The following is a 17,366-nucleotide window of genomic DNA, read 5'->3' as shown; positions in this document are numbered from 1 at the left end:
AATCAGCCAAGCCCGTGCCCGCTTCCGCAGCTCAAGCTAAGGACGCGAAGCGGTACCGATGTCCTGAGACATCAAGTGTCACCAAAGTCCTGAGGCAGAACTGTCACCGATGTCCCGAGAGATCACATTGTATCCAGCCGAGGTTTCATACCCGTCCCCCTCTGGGGGAGCGTTAAACCTCTCAGTCAACCACTGGTGGACGACTGTCGTCGATTATGAGCAGAACTTACCTTTCACACCGGTCAACCTCGAGGACCATCAAGCTCGACATTTGTCAGCCAACGGAGAACACGACAGCCTGAGGCACCATCCCAGCGACCACCTCCTGGACCGGGGTTACCCGCACTGCGAGAGTACCCCCGGGGCCGCACGGCGAGCCTGGCAGCGGTGAGGGCGGGTCCACCCAGTCGTCCGGGGTCATTCGGTCACGCAGGCTGTCAGTGTCGCCATTGGCGTCATATGGCAAGACGCGGCGCATCGCAAGACTGACCTGAAGCCCTCCACCCATCGGTGCCATCGCCCCGGATGCGAGGGGCGAATCCCACCATAGGTGGGCCGTCGCGAGCGGGTCATCGAGAAGAGTTGCAGGGACGCCGAGGTGTTCGGACCAGAGCCGCGCCCGAACCCGCGCTGCGAATGGCCGCCCGTCGGCGTCGAGATCCCCCACGGTCGCGGCGACGACTTCGGCGTCGGACTCCCAGCCGCGGCGATTGCAGTTCGCTGACCCAATGAGGGAGATCTCGTCGTCTACCATCATTGTCTTCGCGTGCACATATGTGTGTGCCCCGAACGTGCCAGTAAAGGGGGAATGCAGCGTGAACACATGGAGCTTATACCCCTGTGGATCCCGGTGGATGTGCTCGATGAACCGCTTTCGCCACGCCCATTTATGCGGCAAGTCAGAAATCGGCGAATCGGCCATTAACAAGATTATGAACTCAACCCGTGGCAGCGCTTGTCGCAGGGCCTCGGCGGCACACATGCTAACCATGTATTGGTCTTCCCAGTAGATATAGTGCCGGGCCCCCGCAATAGCGGTGAGATAGATCTCCTGCACCGTGCGGGGCCGAACGTAGCGAGCAGATATCACTGGTGGCGGTGACGCACACGAGCGTACCGGACGCACAGGTAGCGCGACGTGCGCGTTGAACGTCTCTCCGATCCGCACAAAGGCACGCCCCGACGGCGGCGATGCTGGCTGGCACAACCCCAGCAGCGGACCTTTTACCCGATCATGGGAGACGTGATCTGAGTTGGCGTACCACCGTGTAATGAACGTCTCGAGCAAATCATCCGCTGCTGGGCCGATCAACCGGACGTGGACGTCGTGTTGTGGTGCACCTCCACCTCCACCGCCGCTGGATCCTGAGCTCTCGGGGAACGTACCACTGGCCGCGACCGCGATCTCTTTACCTTCGAGCACTGACTCGCGCCTTGGCGACATAAACCCATTTTGACCTCCCGCCAGAGCGGTGATTGCGGCAGTCGTGCCACCCGGGACCGCTGGCAGGACAATCGGGGTGAAGATGGGACAGAGCCGGTCGTTGTTGATGTCAAGTCCGCCGCAGAAGCCGATCAAGCCCTGCGATCCGGAGACGAGCAGCACTTTCTGGTGCTGGCTGCCGAACGTGTGGCTCAGCTCGTTGTTATCAAGGATCGCCGCGCCTTGTGTCAACCGGTTGACGAAGTTCACCTCGGCGCTGTTCTGTGTACCCGGTTGGTCCCACAACATCACCCGCACCTGAACTCCTGATTGCGAGGCTGCCATTAGCAGGGTTCTCATGGTCGACGCAGCGATTGTCGGATTGCGGGTCCCACCGCAATACGCCGGACCGTCCGCCCGATTTAGTGGCACGTCGAGATCAAGATACCAGCCGAGCAAGTAGATGAAATGCCCGGCTCCCCGGGCTGTTCGGATAGCATCGAGGTAACTTGCGTACGTCTCGGCACCGTCGATGAGCGCGGTCGCTCGATTACCTGGACGAACCTGAGGACCCAGTGCCCGCACCCAGCGCGTCACCCTGTCGCCCATATCCGCCGGTCTGGGCGACACCGGTGGTGCGATGACGGGTATCACGACAGGCCCGGGCGGCGACAATGGTACCCCACCTTCTGCCAACTCGGAGTCGAGACGCCTTAACGTCTGAGGACCGACGACGGGGTCGGCAGGATGGATGCCACGGTCTCGTTTGTAGCGGGAGACCGCAGCCCCCGTGTCCGACCCGAATCGCCCGTCCGCTCCCGATGCCCCGGGTGAGTAGCCGAGCCGCCCTAGCGCCTCTTGCACTTTGGCCACCCCAGCCCCGATGGACTGGGCCGGCACCGGGTACGGGGCGGTCCCCCGGGCCCCGAGCCGAATCTGTCCGGCGGCAACTGCGGCCAGCTGGGCGTCACCGGCGAACAGGGTCGACAGTAGTGTCACTGGCACGTTGCCATATGCGACGTCCTCTTGGAAGGCTCGTCCTTTCACGGCAGATGAGGCCAGATCCTCAAACTGGCCTGATCGACCGGGCAAAAGCACCCGCCGAAGGATGCACTGGTTCGCCGGCATCAGCCCTTCCAAACCGGTCAGCCGTCTCGCCCACTGATCCACACGAGTATGCGGCCGGGACCCTTCCTCCACGACAAGGGCGAAGTAGCCAGGATGTGTCCCCTCAACATCCCACCCAGCTCTCTCCGCGCGGTCGCGCCTGAGCACACGGCCGTCGACAAGCACACTGACCCGAGCGTGTCCCTCGCCGACCACGGAGCGGATGAGCAGGTCTCCTGCGCGCAGTTCCGGATCTAGCCGCTCATGAGGCCCGGTGATGAGTTCGAGCCGGGCAGCAAGGCTCTCGCGCGCTTGCGTCCCGGATGAAGTGATGAACGCTGCGGCTAGTTCTCGTGCTGTTGTCCCCAGGGCAGTCAGCACATCCGAAGGGAACATACCACTCTCCGGTGCTCCAGTATCGAGAATGTTCTCCTCGAACGGCTCTTCTCGTTTCATGATGATCTCCTTTTTGCTCAGGACTAAGTTCACAGCTGCCATCGGATCCAGATACCCGAAGCCGGCGCGTCCCGGATCGGTTCCGGCATACGGCCGACTTGTCTTCTCCAAGACGGCGCGAACTTGCTCACCATCCAACGGACCTGCTTGAAGGAGGCATGCGATGAGACCTGTGACGTGGGGGGTAGCCATGCTCGTCCCGCTCATTACCGTCAGCATCCCGGCGCTACCGGACGCCGGAGTGCTGCGAGCCACGACAGTTCGGGTTCCGGGAGCAAGACAATCGGGCTTCTCTCGCCCATCGATGGTCGGGCCGCAACTCGAGAATGCGGATACGGCGCCATCGCGATCATGGTGGTCATAGGCTCCGACGACGATGGGTTGCCACCCGTTGCAAATTGTCCCGGTCGTCGTCTCTCGCGTCGCCCGTTCCGTTGTAAAGTGCGCTTGGACATGAGCCGGACCCGGATCACGCTCGATCCACGAATCAAAGCGGCCGTCGCGCACATCCATGCCATCCAATACGAGATCCCATCGACTGCCCTCGCTGCTAGGTGCGAGACGGACGAGAATGTGGTTGCGGCCATCACCCGGATCGTTGTGCCGTTGTACTACTTGGGCCACAACCGTTCCCCCGACAGTCAACGTCGCCAGTCCCTCTCCTTCAAGCCTTGCGACACCGGCCGAGCCACACCGATTCAGCGCGACGCCAAGACGGTCAACGCCGCCGTACCAGACCTCGATCTCATGGGGCACAGGCGGACCCGAAGGTACGACGAGAGGCAAGTGCACCTTCTCACCTGGTCCGATTCGGCCCTGCGCGTGTTTCTTGGAGGTGAAGTAGTTGCCAGCGGATTGGACGATGAGCTGTCCCTGACGCTCCCGGACAAGGTTGTCCATGGCGCGTTCGAGCAGACTGGTGCCATCGTGCGGCCCGCCACATCCGCCGAGACTGAGGTTGATGACGAACGACCGTCCAGCGGCCACCGAGCGGATGAAGTCAAGCGCCTCTGCCAATGCTACGCAGTCACCGAGCCGCTGAGGTCCGGTCGGGCCCCACGTTGAGAGCTGTACGAAGACGATCACCGCGTCCGGAGCCATTCCTGGGAGTCCGCCAGGCCAGTCCATGCCCGCCGCAATCGATGTCGTGGCGGTACCGTGAGAGCCGGAGCCGAGGTCCGAGGCGGAGGCGTGGTAACCCAGCGCAGCCTCCGGGTCGGAAGTCTTCAGCGCCCTATCGATTTCCGCGGCGGTGTGAATCCTTCCGTAGCCGTAGCGGTTCCTGTGGCCGGGCACTGGGCCCGGCTGCTGGTTCCACAGTGCTGCCACACGGGTTGAACCGTCGCCATGTCGAAAGGCCGGATGGGTGAGATCTAGCCCCCAGTCGACCACGCCGACGACGACGCCCGTGCCGGTAAGTGGAAGTTCGCCGAGACCACGTAGTGCCCGTTCCTGCGTTAGTACGGATCTTGTGTCCAAAGCCATCGGAGCAGGAGACACAGGCTCTGGGCTAACCACCCAGGGTGCCTTAATACTGGCAAAGTCAGAGCGTCCGCGCAACGACGCAACAGAACCTCGCGGTACGCGCAGGGTAACGACATCGCCGAACGACGACACCACTCGCGTACCGACCGGTAGCGCTTGCCTTGACCCTAGTAGCCTCGCGAGCACCGCTACCTCGTCCTGGCCTGCCCCCTCCTCTGTAAGTATGCGCAACCGGGGATCCATGAATGTTCCTGGTCCCGGTCAGCTACTCGGTGAGGTATTGGCTTTCGCCTTAGCGGTTGAATTACTTGCCTTTTCTGGCCCATCGGCTGAGGCCTTCACCACGCTGAGTGTAATTACGTCGCCGCTGGAGGCGAAGTCCCCCGCGACCGGGTCCTGCTCTGTCACAGTATCGGGTGTCCCCGAGACGTCAACACTTTGAACCCTCGAGAGGAAACCCGCTGTTTTCAACACCGCTTCAGCGTCGGCACGAAGCTTGCCGGTCACAGGTGGAACGAGCAAGCCTGCACTAATCAGGACGGACACCTCAGTGGTCAGCGCCACGAAGGCCCCGAGCTCCGGAATGCTGCCAAGGATCGTGCCCTGCGGTGAGTCGGAGAGAACCGCACGCGGCCGCCCGGACGCCAGCCCATGAACGGTGAGAATCTCACTGGCTACAGCAAGATCGGACCCCGCCGGGCGCACGTCCGGTACAGACGCTAGATCAGGCGGGTTCGGTTTCGTCGGGTCTATCGGCCCGCTTCCCGTTGCCTCTTTCGCCAGCGTAGCGAGCAGTACCAGTCCCATGGGAGACGCACCCATGACACCTCCGAGGATCTCAATCTGGCTGGCACGGCCCCGATCTTTAATATCACGCGCCAAGGCGGCACCCACCACCATCCCTATCGGGCTAAAAGCCATCACACTCCCCCCTTATTGCCCAAACCGCCGCTGAGAGCAAGCAACATGATCATCGTCGTCATCTGGTCACCGCCACCGCCACCGAACATCCCCGTGCCCGAACTGGACGATCCAGCAGATTGGTCGCTGCCAATAGAACCAACGAGCATCATTGGCACAAGCGCTGACATGAGTGGGTTGCCGCTCCCCAGGGTACCGGCGAGCATGGGTCCAATCACTACGGCATCTCGTAGTGTGGAGATGTCCTTGCGGGTGTTTGCCGTTGAACGGCGCATCTGAGTCACATCGCGGCCGATACGTCCAACCGTTCGGTTGACGGTCGCGATCGCTGCTGAATTGGTGCGCACGGACTTGTTGACGCTCTCGATAGCCATCTGCAGCTGTGCCTGCGTCACGGGGCGGTCGGTGGGTCTCGCTGAGGGCGTGGAAGGACGGGCAAGCCGAAGCGATGGACGGACCGCCTCTTCATATCCCTCATCGTAGGATTCGTCGTATCCCTCGTCATAGGCCTCGTCATAGGCCTCGGGTATCATCGACATGCTAACTGTCCTTCCGTGATTTAATCGGTTGATTTAAAGCGACTCAAGCGTATTTACTTCAAACTGACTGGCTCTTCAACGGGGAGTACATTCGAGGATTCCGGTGGCATCCTCGTTGATTTTTCATCAGCCCGGCGTACCCTGCGGCGTTCCACCGCGGGCGAAACATATTTGGCGAACTCCCTCTCTATAGGAGTCCGCCCGCCCGGCGATCCGCGACCACGACACATTGGACAGTCAGCGATCTCTCCCCAACACATCGCACAAGCGCCCAGTGCGTCGGCCAAAATCTGGTTACGAGTCCGCAGGGCGGCTACTTCGTCATAGAGCCTGCGTAGAATATCTGCGACACCTGGATCCGATCCAACACCTTCTGGTTGCTCTTCCTCCACGTCATCGAGATTGTTCCCCTCATTGCTGATCTCCTCCTGCGCGGCAATGGCATCGCGCTCACGACGTCTTCGCAATGCATCAAAAACAGCCGCCGTCATAGGGTCCGCGGGTTGTTGAGCAAGGAGGTCCTCCATGGATGGACCCATCGAGACAGGATCCCCAGCCAACTGGGCGAGCAACAGCTGCTGGAATGGGTCCACGCCGGGAGAGCTAGGTGCGTCCATGACAATCCCTCTTTTCCTACGTCACAGCTCGAGCAAAAATCGGTCCTAGAAAATCAGCCGTCGTCCCGGTAATAGGCGGCTTCCATTTCGTCATACATATCATCGAGCCACACCTCGGCGTACTCCCTCTCAGGGGCAGGTGCGACGGCGGGTTCCAGCTCTGGTGGAGCCAGCTGCCCGTACAGCCATTCAGCACGGTCCTCCTCGCTCGAGACGTCGAAACTCTCGTCGACGTAAGCTTCGAGATAGTCTTCACCTGCGTAGGGTGATTGCTCCTCCCATTCGGCAGAGGCGCGGGAAGCTAGCAAGCTCAAGAGGTTGGAGATGGCAGCGAGCGGGATGGGGCTTCCATTCGCCGCCGGCACTGTAGGGGCCCCAGCGCTGCCCATCAGCATCGAGGTAACCCCGCGCTGGACGGTCGGGCTACCAAGGGCGCTGATGAGCTGGAAGATCGCACTGTTGGACTTTGCCGCACCCGAAGCCCCGCCAGCGAGTTGCGATGGTCCTCCCCCTGAAGCTAGCCCTCCAAGTTGCGCAGAGAGACCTCCACTTGGGGCTGGTGGCACAGGCGCCGATGATCCAGCAGGTCGGGATGGTGTCGATAGCGCACTGGTTAGTCCGCCGATTAGGCCTCCAGCCAAGGCGCCCCATGGTCCAAGCGCTGCACCAGCTGCGGCACCCGAGGCGACACCGGGCAATGCACGGCCGAGGTAGGGTGCGGCCTGTTTTGCAACACCGCTCACCGCTCGACCGACCCCTGACAGAGCACTGCTGACATCGTCAAAGAATCCTTCTGCCATCTCCAACGTCGTGCCAGCACCGAAAATGCCCTCCACGACCTCCTCGATCTGCTCTTGCGACAGCCCTTGATACGCAGGTGCCAAGGAGCTATGAACGGTAGGGTACAATGCTGTCCAAGTTGACATGGTTTCAGATTACGCCGACGGCCCGGCTATGAATAGAGATTTTGAGCGTTTTTTCTAGAGTGGGCTCCCTCAGCGGAGCTGGGCGTCGAGGTGCGCCAAAAGTTGTTCCGGGTGTATTCGGGCTCGGGGGAATCTGATCCAGAAGCCAACTGATCGTGTTTGCCGGGTCCGACGCCGGCTATGCCTTGATGCTGCTTGGCACCCTAGTGAGCGTGGCCGGAGCGACACCACAAGCACCCCGGGTTGTCGGTGTGAACACAGGCATTTGCATCCTGAGATAGCTACACCCTGATAGGGCAACAGCCGATCACCGCCAAAAGGTGGGGGCTGGCCATCTTCGATTGTCTGCAGGCTTTGCCATCCACAAAACCAACGCACAAGACCTTCAACTCCATGTTGTGGCAGCTGCAGCTATGTAGTCAGCTGACCCCCACCCTTGTTATTGGGGTCTTCTTCAGAACGCAGAAAATGGGAAGTCAACGCGTTTTAGAGTCGAACGCATATCACCCGAGCACCACTGGAATGAGGCTGAACGACTGACTCATTCCATTGACCCACCATCGTCACCACTCAATGCTGGTAATTGCCTGCTCTCCTCAGCCTGGACTTGGTGAGTGTCGCCGTTTACATTGAAAGCTGATGCTGGCCCCTGATCGTGCCTCGCATCAGAGCGCACCACCTAGTAGCCAACCGCGGAGGATCTTCGTGTGCCAGAAAACTGCCGGACGGGACGGGCCACCAGAAAAGTCCTAACACCTTCTTGTTTTCCTAATGGTATTAGGCCGATAATGAGGCATAGGCATATTCCCGGATCGGCGCACCCTACGCCGACAGTCCACCAAAGAGGAGATCCTCACAGCAGCATTCCAATTGATGGGACAGGAAGGCGTGGCCGGGATGTCCCTCTCCGCCGTGGCCCGCAGCGTCGGCATGCAGCCACCCTCTTTGTACGAGTACTTTCCGTCCAAGAACGCAATCTACGACGCACTTTTTGAACGCGGGGCACGTGATCTCCGCAGCGCCGTCCTCGCTGCCGGGCCCCGTCAACAACAGGCAGAAGCGCCCGTGGCTTCGCTCCGCGCAGGTGCCCGCGCCTACGTGGCTTGGTCCCTAGCCAACCCCGTGGCAGCCCAATTGCTGAACTGGCGCCCCGTGCCCGGATTCGAACCCTCACCCGAGGCTTCCTCAGCCAGCCGCGCCATGATCGAAGACACTAGCTAGAGGCGCATGCGTGTGCAGGTTCCCGAGCTCGTAAGAACCGGACGCAAGCAACTGCCAGGCCATCACGCAGCAGATCTTGAGCCGGGACGGGAGAAGTCTGTTCCGCTGCTGGATCTCAACCATTCGCTCGATAACCGCCTCAACGACGTCATCCGGTAAAAATCGTGTCAATACAATAATCGAGCCGCGATCGCTTACCCGCTCAGGACCCTCCGGCGTGAGCTATCCACTACGCGCGATGCGAGTCCACACCGCATCATGCGAGAAGATTGACCCAATTGCACCAAGTAAACGGCATTACCCCCCTAGACTCCACCGGCAAGGGCAGAGCACAATTGGCTACACGATGGAAGTGGCGCTCAACGGCTTCACCATCACTTTCAGCGACCGGTTCCCGGCAGCTGGAAACTACTAAAGGAAAATCCGGAATAAACCGTTAGTGAGACAGTCCCCTATGGTCGCTCCGGGTGTCGCGAAGTCCTTGGCTTTTAGATTCTTACGCCGCCTCAATGCAGGAGTTTGGTATGAACTCAGTTTGGCAATCGCGTGGGCAGGGACGCCAGCACCAGCGCTGTCGCGACGTCTTCCTGAGGATCGAGCCGCTGCCCGGGTACAGCCCCTTGGCGCCGATTGTGGGCGCGCGCCACTACGGACGAGACCTCATGTTCGGCGCAGGGCACGAGATTGGTCGAGTGACGCCAGCTGAGATCTCCGCGTCGACACTCGACGCCCTCGTTTACCGGGAGTATCTCGACGAGCACTACCTCATGCCCAACACAGCCAAACTTGTGGAGGCAGACGTCAACGAACCGCCGTGGTACCGAAGGGTCCCAGGCAGCGTCCTCTACGCCGAACCCGGCGAGCGACTCCGGATCCACGTCCTCAACGCGGATCCCGGCAACTGTCACAGCCTCCATGTTCATGGCGTGAAGTATGCCATCGAATCCGATGGTGCTTGGCCATTCGGGATGAACGACCGACTCGGGCGTCGCAGCGATGAGATCAGGCCCGGGGACTCGTGGACCTACAGCTTTGACATCACTGACGAGACGATCGGGGTGTGGGCCTTTCACGACCACGCCCACAGCGTGCAGATGAACGTCAACCGCGGCCTCTTCGGGGCCCTCGTCGTGCGGGACCCGGCGGCACCGGCGGCCTTGGACGTGCCGATGTTCCTACATGCGATGCAGGCCCCCTCCACCGAGGACTCATTCGAGAGTCCCGTGCTGCACAAGGCGACGCCACAAGAGACCTTCGCGCACACGTTCACGACGCTGGGCGTCGTTGCCTACCACTGCAAGATCCACGGACCCACGATGTCGGGCATGGTCACCGTCGACCCGACGGCGACGGCAGGTGACCGTGCGGTCGACATCAAGGACAACTCCTTCGTGCCGGCGAACGTGTCGGTCCGGCCCGGCAGTAAGGTCGTGTGGACACTCACCCAGAACTTCGACCACATCGTGTATGCGCCGGGAGGCGGGGCGTCGACGTACTGCCTCAACGGGCGGGCCTACGTCGGTAACACACCGACGATCGTGGCCGACTCCGGTGATCGCCTCCGGTGGCACGTGGTCAACCTCGATCTCGGATCGGTGTGGCACAATTTCCACCCGCACTCGGCGCGTTGGCAGCTGCCCGCGCCACCCGGTGGCGCCGCGGACGTGCACGGACTCAGTCCGGCCGAGGGCTTCACAGCGGACACCGTCGCACCACAGGCGGTTCAGTTGCCATGCGAACTCGAGGAGCTCCAGTGCTGCCCGCCGGAGGACGCCTGCCGAGTTCGGGTCAAGGGTGACTTCCTCTTCCACTGCCACCTCGAGGAACATATGATGTCTGGCCTAGCCGGACTGGTCCGCGCACGGGATTGGGTCTGGCTCGACCCGACGTCCGCCGAGTCGCCGTACGTCCGCGCGCTCCTCGATGACCCTGACAACGACCTCCCATGGGTGGACCTGCTCCGGTGCGGCCACAACTGCCCTCATAACCACCCCTCGGATCGCCAACCTCGCGGCCACAACCCGTGCTGCGGCGTACCGACGGATGGTTGCTGCGACGAAGAGACCGACCACCACGATAGAACGGAGCCCGGGGATTCATGCGATCCCAAACAGTGCCCGCACCGCCACGACCACGCGCCGGGGGATGCCAGTGGGCGGTGCTGCGGGCACGATCACGGCACGACCCGCTGCTGTGGGCACACCGTCGACGCCCCCTGCGGGGAGTGCGACAAGCTCGGGCGGCACACGCATATCGGATCTCACGCAGGGCATTCGCACCCAGCGCAGGTGCAGACCGAGGCGGGACAGCTTCATGGGGTCCCGCCAGACGTCATCATACCCACCATGGGGATGCCGACGCATGGCGGCTCCCCCGCCCCGAGCGGAACCGGAATGCCCGGGAATCCGATGCCGAGTATGCCCGGTATGCCGACACTCGACTCGATCGACGTTTGCCAGCTGGCCAACATCGGCCACTGGGAACTACTGCCGGTCGACTCCCACGTACTTGCCGTCCATGCGGTGCTGATGCATACCGGACAGGTTCTCTTCTTCGCTGGGTCGGGCAACAACGTGCCGAACTTCAACGCGAACTTGGTCAAAAGCACGGTGTGGGACTACGAGGAGGGTACGTTCTACGACCCCGGCTGCCCGTTCGACGTCTTCTGTGCGGGGCAGACCGCGCTGCGCGATGGCAAGATCCTCGTCGCCGGCGGGACGGATAAGTACGACAATTTCGTGGGATCGCAGGCGGCATACCTCTTCGATCCGACACTACGGCAATGGATCAGGGTCGCTAACATGGCCCAGCACCGGTGGTACCCAACGCTCGTAACGATGGGCGATGGCCGGTCCGTGGTCAGCTCAGGGATCACCGCGCCCAACGAGGTCTTCGACGCGACGGTCGGGTGGGACGGCCTGCCGGGCACCACGGCCTTGCCTCTCTACCCGCACCTCTTCCTGCTGCAGGACGGCCGCCTGTTCTACACCGGGGAGCAGCTAGGCAACTCGACCGTCGACCCCCGTGTCATCGACCCGTGGACCGGCGCCGAGCAGGCCATCGGAGGCTTGAGGGACAACGCGAACCGCGACCAAGGCAACAGCGTCCTGCTGCCGCCCGCACAACAGCAGCGTTTCATGGTCATCGGAGGCGGCGGGGCTAGTGGCGCGACGAACCACACCGACCTCGTCGACCTTTCCGGTGGGCCTACGGGCGCGGCGTTCTCGCCCGGGCCCGATCTCGCTAGGGCCCGCGGCCTGTGCAACTCCGTCCTCCTGCCGGACCGGACCGTCCTCATCACCGGCGGCGGCCTCCACGGCGAGACCCGAGCGGATGCCGTACATCTCGCGGAGCTCTATGACCCGCATACCAACACGATCCGGTCAGTGGCGGAGGCGAGCGTCTCACGGCTCTACCATTCCGTCGCCCTGCTGCTGCCAGACGGGCGAGTCATCACCGCCGGATCGAACCCGGACCGAGGCGACGACGAGCTGCGACTCGAGCTCTACCACCCGCCGTACCTCTTCCAGGGTCGGCGCCCAGTAATGGAGTCGGCGCCTGAGCAGTGGCGCTATGGAACGCAGGTCGAGGTGAGCACCTCGTCGTCGATGACACTCAAGTGGGCACACCTAATCCGGCCGATGGCGACGACCCACTCCTCCGACAGCAGCCAGCGCTTGCTCGACCTCCCGATTGTGTGCCGCGACGCCTGCAGCATCACCGTCGAGGTCACCGACAACCCGAACCTCGCGCCGCCGGGATGGTACATGCTCTTCGTGGTCGACGACTGCCACATTCCGTCGACCGCCGTGTGGGTCTGCCTCGACCACACCCCGCCACAAGAACCGCACGTCAAGGCCGGGAGGATAAGTCAGATACCGACGGGCGGGCACGAGCACATGCCGAACTTCCCGATCCCCGGCTTGCCTCAGTCACCCGGTCATCCCTCCAGCACGGGCACCATTCTCAGCCCACCTATGAGCCCTGTCTGAAGAGGACAAAATGGCCAACAAATCAGCGGCCGTATCCAACATTCCGAGCAGCCTTAACCTCACGATCACATCAAAATGCCGACTGAGTCCCTCGTGAAGGGCCCGTTGGCCATCAACTGCAACTGCCACCTTGTAGCTTTCACCACCCAGCAGGTCTGCCAGCATTGCCGCCAGCGCGGCATCATCCTCCACCACGAGCACACAAGGTTCTTCAGCCATGGAGTGAAGTATAGGCGCCGAGGCTGCCCTCGGCGGCGCTTCTCGGCAGCGGAATGAGATGGCGGAACCGGCGGCCGTCACCCTAGAAACTATCTCGGGGGAACACTCTGGTCTGTGATGGTGGTAGTAGGCCATCAGCCCGATGTGACTCAGCTCTCGACTGACACTCTTACGGGTTGTCCTTTCCATGATCAGTCCATCAGGCTGGCGGCCAGCACCAACCGTGTTGCCCGGCCGGACATGACTTAGGAGCTCGATCAAGGAGTCCCATCACAGTCGTGTCTACCCGACCGGACGACACGAGCTGCCCTGTTGCTCGAGGTATCAGAGGAGCTTGTTCCATCATGACAAATGAACAGTTCGAAGTCATTGCCGGCATCGACACCCACGCCGATACCCACCATGTCGCACTCATCACCGATTACGGCAAAAGGCTGGGAGATCGCAAGTTCCTGGCCGTCGGATCCGGGTACCAAGAAATCGCTGCCTACCTGACCAGTTTCGGGCCCGTCACCGCCGTTGGCGTGGAGGGCACCGGCTCCTACGGGGCCGAACTGACACGGGTCCTGGCCGGCCACGGATTCACATTCGAGCTACCTATTCAATCTTCGACAACCGTGACGCATTTGGAGGTGGGTGCCACAGGTAGCTTCTCCATACGAACCGATACTGGATACTTCGCCTCCGATCGTGTGATCGTTGCGACCGGAGTCCAACAGGTGCCCACAATTCCGGCGTTCGCAGATCAAATTTCTGTAAGTACAACTCAACTGCATTCGAGCAACTATCGAAATCCCAGCATGATTTCTGATGGTCCGGTGGCCGTGGTTGAGTTCGGAACCTCGGGAGCCCAGATCGCGTGCGATCTGGCGGCAAGTCACAGCGTTGTTCTTTGCGGGAGTCCCACCCCTCATGTGCCAGACGTGGTCCTGCGGTATGCTCCCTCGCTGTACTGGCTGCTTATCCACCACATCTTGACTCGGTCAACGCCGGTAGGACGGATGGTAGCCAAGACGTTCTTTACCAAAGGTGCGCCACTGATTGGAATTTCCGCCGACGATATCGACGAGGCCGGGATTATCCGTGCCGAAAAGATCGATGGTGTACGTGATGGGAACATGGTCACCCGAAACGGAGCGGTGATTGAAGCGTGCACTGTAATCTGGGCCACCGGATACCACCCCGATTTCTCTTGGATTCAAGGGGTGGAGGTGGATGAGGCTGGCTACCCATTCCACGAGCGTGGGATCAGCAGCCAAGTTCCCGGGCTGGGATTCTTGGGCATCCCCTTTCAGTATGGGCTGACCTCCGGCCTCATCGGTGGTGCAGGGCGTGATGCCATTTATCTGGCGCGCCGTTTGCAGCATCTCGAGGCCACGGCCACATCCGGCAGCGCCCTACCAGAAGACATCGGAAATGCATCCTTGAACGATTAGATGAGTCGGTCCAAATTCGTTGTGATTGCAGAACAGGCCTCAGACCCCTCACATCAAAGAAGCCTTTCAACTCTCGGAAAATATCGATGCTCGGCTCTTCGCCTGGTCGCATCAAAGGCACTTTTACCGAAAAGGCTACTTCCCAGTCCCGCTGCCGAAAGTTGAACCATCCTATGACAGGACCGCTACCCAAAAGTACGGGACCCTGGCTCTGGACGCCGCTAGTCCCCTAACGCAGCAGCGATTGCCTTGCCGACAAACACACCGAACTCGTACGCGCTCCAGCCGCGGCTCAGCACCAGGTTCTCGTAAATATCCGGGGCCGTATAGAACCACATGACATCCGCGGCAAATTCGGGCGTGATGCCATCGGCAAGCATGTTGCGGTCCACCATGAAACGGGCATTATGCAGCATGCGTTCATGCCGATCGTGGTCAATTTCCACCAGCAGGCGCACCATTTCTTCGTCGCTGGCTGCCGCGTCCCTGATAAGCATGCGGATTGGGGCGGCCAGCGGGCCGATCTCTGCCGTGAGCATGCCCAGAGCGAGTATAAGTTCCCTGCCATCTGTGGCCTGGGCCTGCAGGAGATCGGAACGCTGCTCGGCCGGGACCGTCCCGGCTCCCAGCAACCCGCGGTTGTAGATGGCCCGAATCAGCCCCGCCTTGGAACCCACCGATTTGTAGATCGTTTCGGTGGAAACGGCAGCGGCGGCCGCAACCGCCGCGATGGTGGTCCGGGCGTACCCGTATTCCAGAAACAGGGCGCGAGCTGATTCCAGGACGGCTTGTTGGTTTTGCTCGGCGCGTTCTCTGCGCCCGGCGGAATTATAAGGGCGGGGTGTCTTGACCGGCAATGTCATGGGGCGTACTCTCCTAATTAGATACAGTTTAGTGTATCTAATATTTCGGGAGGTTCCCATGAGCATCTCAGGCGATATTGGCCGCGACGCGATGACCGTCATTGAAGAGTTGTGCGCTGCTACTAACGCCCACGATCTCGATGCCCTCGTGGCCCTTTTTTCCCCCCTCTATGTCAACAAGACGCCCGCCCACCCTTCCCGTGGCTTCAGTGGCCGCGAACAGGTCCGGGAAAACTGGAGTCACATCTTCTCCGCTGTTCCGGACATTGCCGCCCACATCATCCGCTCCGCCGACGCTGGTATGACGCTCTGGAGCGAGTGGGAAATGATTGGCACGCGTCTGGACGGGCGTCCTCACCGGATGGCCGGCGTCATTATCTTTATCATCAGCGAAGGACTCATCGCGGAAGCAGCGTTCTACCTTGAGCCTGTCGAGGACGACGCCGGAACGGTGGGTGAGGCTGTTGGCCGTGCCGTTGGTGCCCGTGCGCTATCGGACGAGACCGCACCACTGGAGGGTGGTCCGTCATGATTCTATTGACCGGCGGTACCGGGACTGTTGGCAAGGAACTGGTCCGACTCCTTCAGGTTTCCGGGCGACCGCATCGTGTATTGACTCGTAGTTCCGAGAGCGCGAGAACCCTGGAAGCGGCCGGCTCGCAAGCGATGGTGGGGAACGCGGAGAATCCCGCGGTCGCTGTGGCGGCTGTAGCTGGCTGCGACACCGTCATTTCCGCCATGACGGGCTTTGGACCGTCCTCGGGTAGTTCTCCGGCCGCCGTCGATCGTGATGGAAACCTGAACCTGATCACGGCAGCACAAAACGCTGGGGTGGAACGGTTTGTCCTCTTCTCGGTCAGGGACGCCGGACCGGGGCACCCCATGGAACTGAACCGCATGAAATTTAGCGCCGAGCAAGCCTTACGCGAGTCTGACATGGAATGGATCATCCTGCACCCCACCATCATTCTGGAAACATTCACGGCAATCATGCAGGAATCTTTGGACCGGCACGGGGTGGCCGTGGTTTTTGGGCGGGGCGATAGGCCAGTGAACTTCATTGGCGCAGCCTATGTAGCCCAGTCGGCACTCGCCGCTGCGAAGAGGTTGGATCTGAACGGATCAGTCGTGGAGTTGGCAGGACCCGAGAACTTCTCATTCAACGAGTTAGCCGCCTTGCTCGTCACACGCCATGGCTCCGGCCGCGTGGTCCATGTCCCCATTCCGGTTCTACGGGCGATGGCATTTTCAGCCACCACCCTCGCACCAAGGTGGGCTCGGATTCTCCGTGCAGCCATCTTGATGTGCACCTCCGACATGGCCAGTGAGCCTTCATTGATCCAAGAATCACTGTCCCGGATACCGATGAAGACCATACGCGAAACCCTCGCCGAATCGCACCAAACACCCCGCTAGCGACAACGCCCTCCTATAGTTCTCACCAGAAAAGTACCTAGAGGCCAGCACGTCTTGTTGGTTGTCAGTGCGGCCCGGCTTCTCTATTCAGCTCGTACTTCGGGTCTTTGTCGGCCAGCCCGGGGAACTCCTTCAACACCGCATTCAGCGGACCACGACCGATGACAAGACGGAGCTTCACGATTTGAGCAACGCAAATGGTGGCGGACCAAGAAGCGTGATGCCGCCGTTCTTGCTCGCGGACGCCTGTACCTTACCCATATCCACCGGGCCGGTCTCGACAGGTCCCTGGTCGGGCAGTGGTGTGCTCGCGTCCCAGTAGAACGACTCACAGCACCCGGGGGTATGCAGGCACAGCATCCTCGCGGACTCAGAGACCACCATAAAAGCGTGCGGAACACCTCGAGGAGCCATGGCCAGGCCACCGGCACCAACCCGGTGGTCCACACCGTCCATGTGCATGATGATCTCGCCTTCCAGGATATACATGGTCTCGTCTGAATCTGGATGCGTATGCAAGGGCGTCATCTTTCCGCCCGCCATCTGGTCTTCAAACATAAGAAAAGCGCCCGCGGTCTCAGCCGCTCTGGCCTTCCAGGTGTGGACTCCACCGCCGAAGAACCAACGCCGCTCGCCCTGGCCTTGAGTACGTATGATGCCTGACGGACTACTGATCGTTTCCATAAGATCGCCTCTTTGAGCATTATGGGACTCTAGTCCCATAACAAGACTGGAGTACTATGAA

Annotated in this window: 13 protein-coding genes; 5 read left to right on the top strand and 8 right to left on the bottom strand. The window is 61.1% G+C overall.

Annotation, left to right across the window (positions count from 1 at the left end; translation table 11 throughout):
- Positions 1 to 274 precede the first annotated feature (274 nt).
- The 5 genes from QMG25_RS15435 to QMG25_RS15415 form a co-directional block, all read right to left on the bottom strand.
- Entirely contained in the window at positions 275 to 4,471 is a 4,197-nt protein-coding gene (locus QMG25_RS15435) for a S8 family serine peptidase (protein ID WP_283461793.1), read from the bottom strand.
- A 261-nt stretch (positions 4,472 to 4,732) separates the two neighbouring features.
- On the bottom strand, positions 4,733 to 5,392 hold the full coding sequence (locus QMG25_RS15430; RefSeq protein ID WP_283461791.1) for a PASTA domain-containing protein: 660 nt from the start codon (positions 5,390 to 5,392) through the stop codon (positions 4,733 to 4,735).
- On the bottom strand, positions 5,392 to 5,931 hold the full coding sequence (locus tag QMG25_RS15425; protein ID WP_283461789.1) for a hypothetical protein: 540 nt from the start codon (positions 5,929 to 5,931) through the stop codon (positions 5,392 to 5,394). Before QMG25_RS15425 ends, QMG25_RS15430 begins: the two co-directional genes overlap by 1 nt.
- Before the next feature lie 53 nt (positions 5,932 to 5,984).
- On the bottom strand, positions 5,985 to 6,458 hold the full coding sequence (locus tag QMG25_RS15420; RefSeq protein ID WP_283461787.1) for a hypothetical protein: 474 nt from the start codon (positions 6,456 to 6,458) through the stop codon (positions 5,985 to 5,987).
- A gap of 143 nt (positions 6,459 to 6,601) precedes the next feature.
- Positions 6,602 to 6,937 carry a hypothetical protein gene (locus tag QMG25_RS15415; protein ID WP_283461785.1) on the bottom strand — a complete coding sequence of 112 codons (336 nt, stop codon included), beginning with the start codon at positions 6,935 to 6,937 and terminating at the stop codon, positions 6,602 to 6,604.
- A 1,332-nt stretch (positions 6,938 to 8,269) separates the two neighbouring features.
- Between QMG25_RS15415 and QMG25_RS15410 the strand changes: the two genes are divergently transcribed.
- The gene (locus QMG25_RS15410) at positions 8,270 to 8,695 is read left to right on the top strand and encodes a TetR/AcrR family transcriptional regulator (RefSeq protein WP_349307148.1); all 426 of its coding nucleotides are present in this window, start codon (positions 8,270 to 8,272) and stop codon (positions 8,693 to 8,695) included.
- Here QMG25_RS15410 and QMG25_RS20615 read toward each other — a convergent pair.
- The gene (locus QMG25_RS20615; protein WP_502866423.1) at positions 8,660 to 8,872 is read right to left on the bottom strand and encodes a transposase domain-containing protein; all 213 of its coding nucleotides are present in this window, start codon (positions 8,870 to 8,872) and stop codon (positions 8,660 to 8,662) included. The genes QMG25_RS15410 and QMG25_RS20615 overlap by 36 nt on opposite strands.
- Positions 8,873 to 9,219: 347 nt before the next feature.
- Here QMG25_RS20615 and QMG25_RS15405 point away from each other — a divergent pair, with 347 nt between their 5' ends.
- Positions 9,220 to 12,687, top strand: a complete 3,468-nt coding sequence (locus tag QMG25_RS15405; RefSeq protein ID WP_283461783.1) for a galactose oxidase-like domain-containing protein — start codon at positions 9,220 to 9,222, stop codon at positions 12,685 to 12,687.
- A gap of 563 nt (positions 12,688 to 13,250) precedes the next feature.
- Entirely contained in the window at positions 13,251 to 14,342 is a 1,092-nt protein-coding gene (locus QMG25_RS15400) for an NAD(P)-binding domain-containing protein (RefSeq protein WP_283461781.1), read from the top strand.
- Between the two features lie 221 nt (positions 14,343 to 14,563).
- On the opposite strand, the gene QMG25_RS15395 is transcribed toward QMG25_RS15400, so the two are convergent.
- Positions 14,564 to 15,205: a TetR/AcrR family transcriptional regulator gene (locus tag QMG25_RS15395; RefSeq protein WP_283461778.1), complete on the bottom strand. Its 642-nt coding sequence runs from the start codon at positions 15,203 to 15,205 to the stop codon at positions 14,564 to 14,566.
- A gap of 58 nt (positions 15,206 to 15,263) precedes the next feature.
- Here QMG25_RS15395 and QMG25_RS15390 point away from each other — a divergent pair, with 58 nt between their 5' ends.
- Entirely contained in the window at positions 15,264 to 15,737 is a 474-nt protein-coding gene (locus QMG25_RS15390) for a nuclear transport factor 2 family protein (RefSeq protein WP_283461776.1), read from the top strand.
- Positions 15,734 to 16,621, top strand: a complete 888-nt coding sequence (locus tag QMG25_RS15385) for an SDR family oxidoreductase (RefSeq protein WP_283461774.1) — start codon at positions 15,734 to 15,736, stop codon at positions 16,619 to 16,621. The genes QMG25_RS15390 and QMG25_RS15385 overlap by 4 nt, the downstream gene beginning before the upstream one ends.
- A gap of 177 nt (positions 16,622 to 16,798) precedes the next feature.
- Here the strand turns inward: QMG25_RS15385 and QMG25_RS15380 are convergent, their stop codons facing one another.
- Positions 16,799 to 17,305, bottom strand: a complete 507-nt coding sequence (locus QMG25_RS15380; protein ID WP_283461772.1) for a cupin domain-containing protein — start codon at positions 17,303 to 17,305, stop codon at positions 16,799 to 16,801.
- Between the last annotated feature and the right edge of the window lie 61 nt (positions 17,306 to 17,366).

It is taken from the genome of Arthrobacter sp. H35-D1, from assembly GCF_030063185.1.
Lineage (GTDB): Bacteria > Actinomycetota > Actinomycetes > Actinomycetales > Micrococcaceae > Specibacter.
The sequence above is the reverse complement of the archived record's forward strand: the minus strand, read 5'-3'. Positions and strand labels throughout refer to the sequence as shown.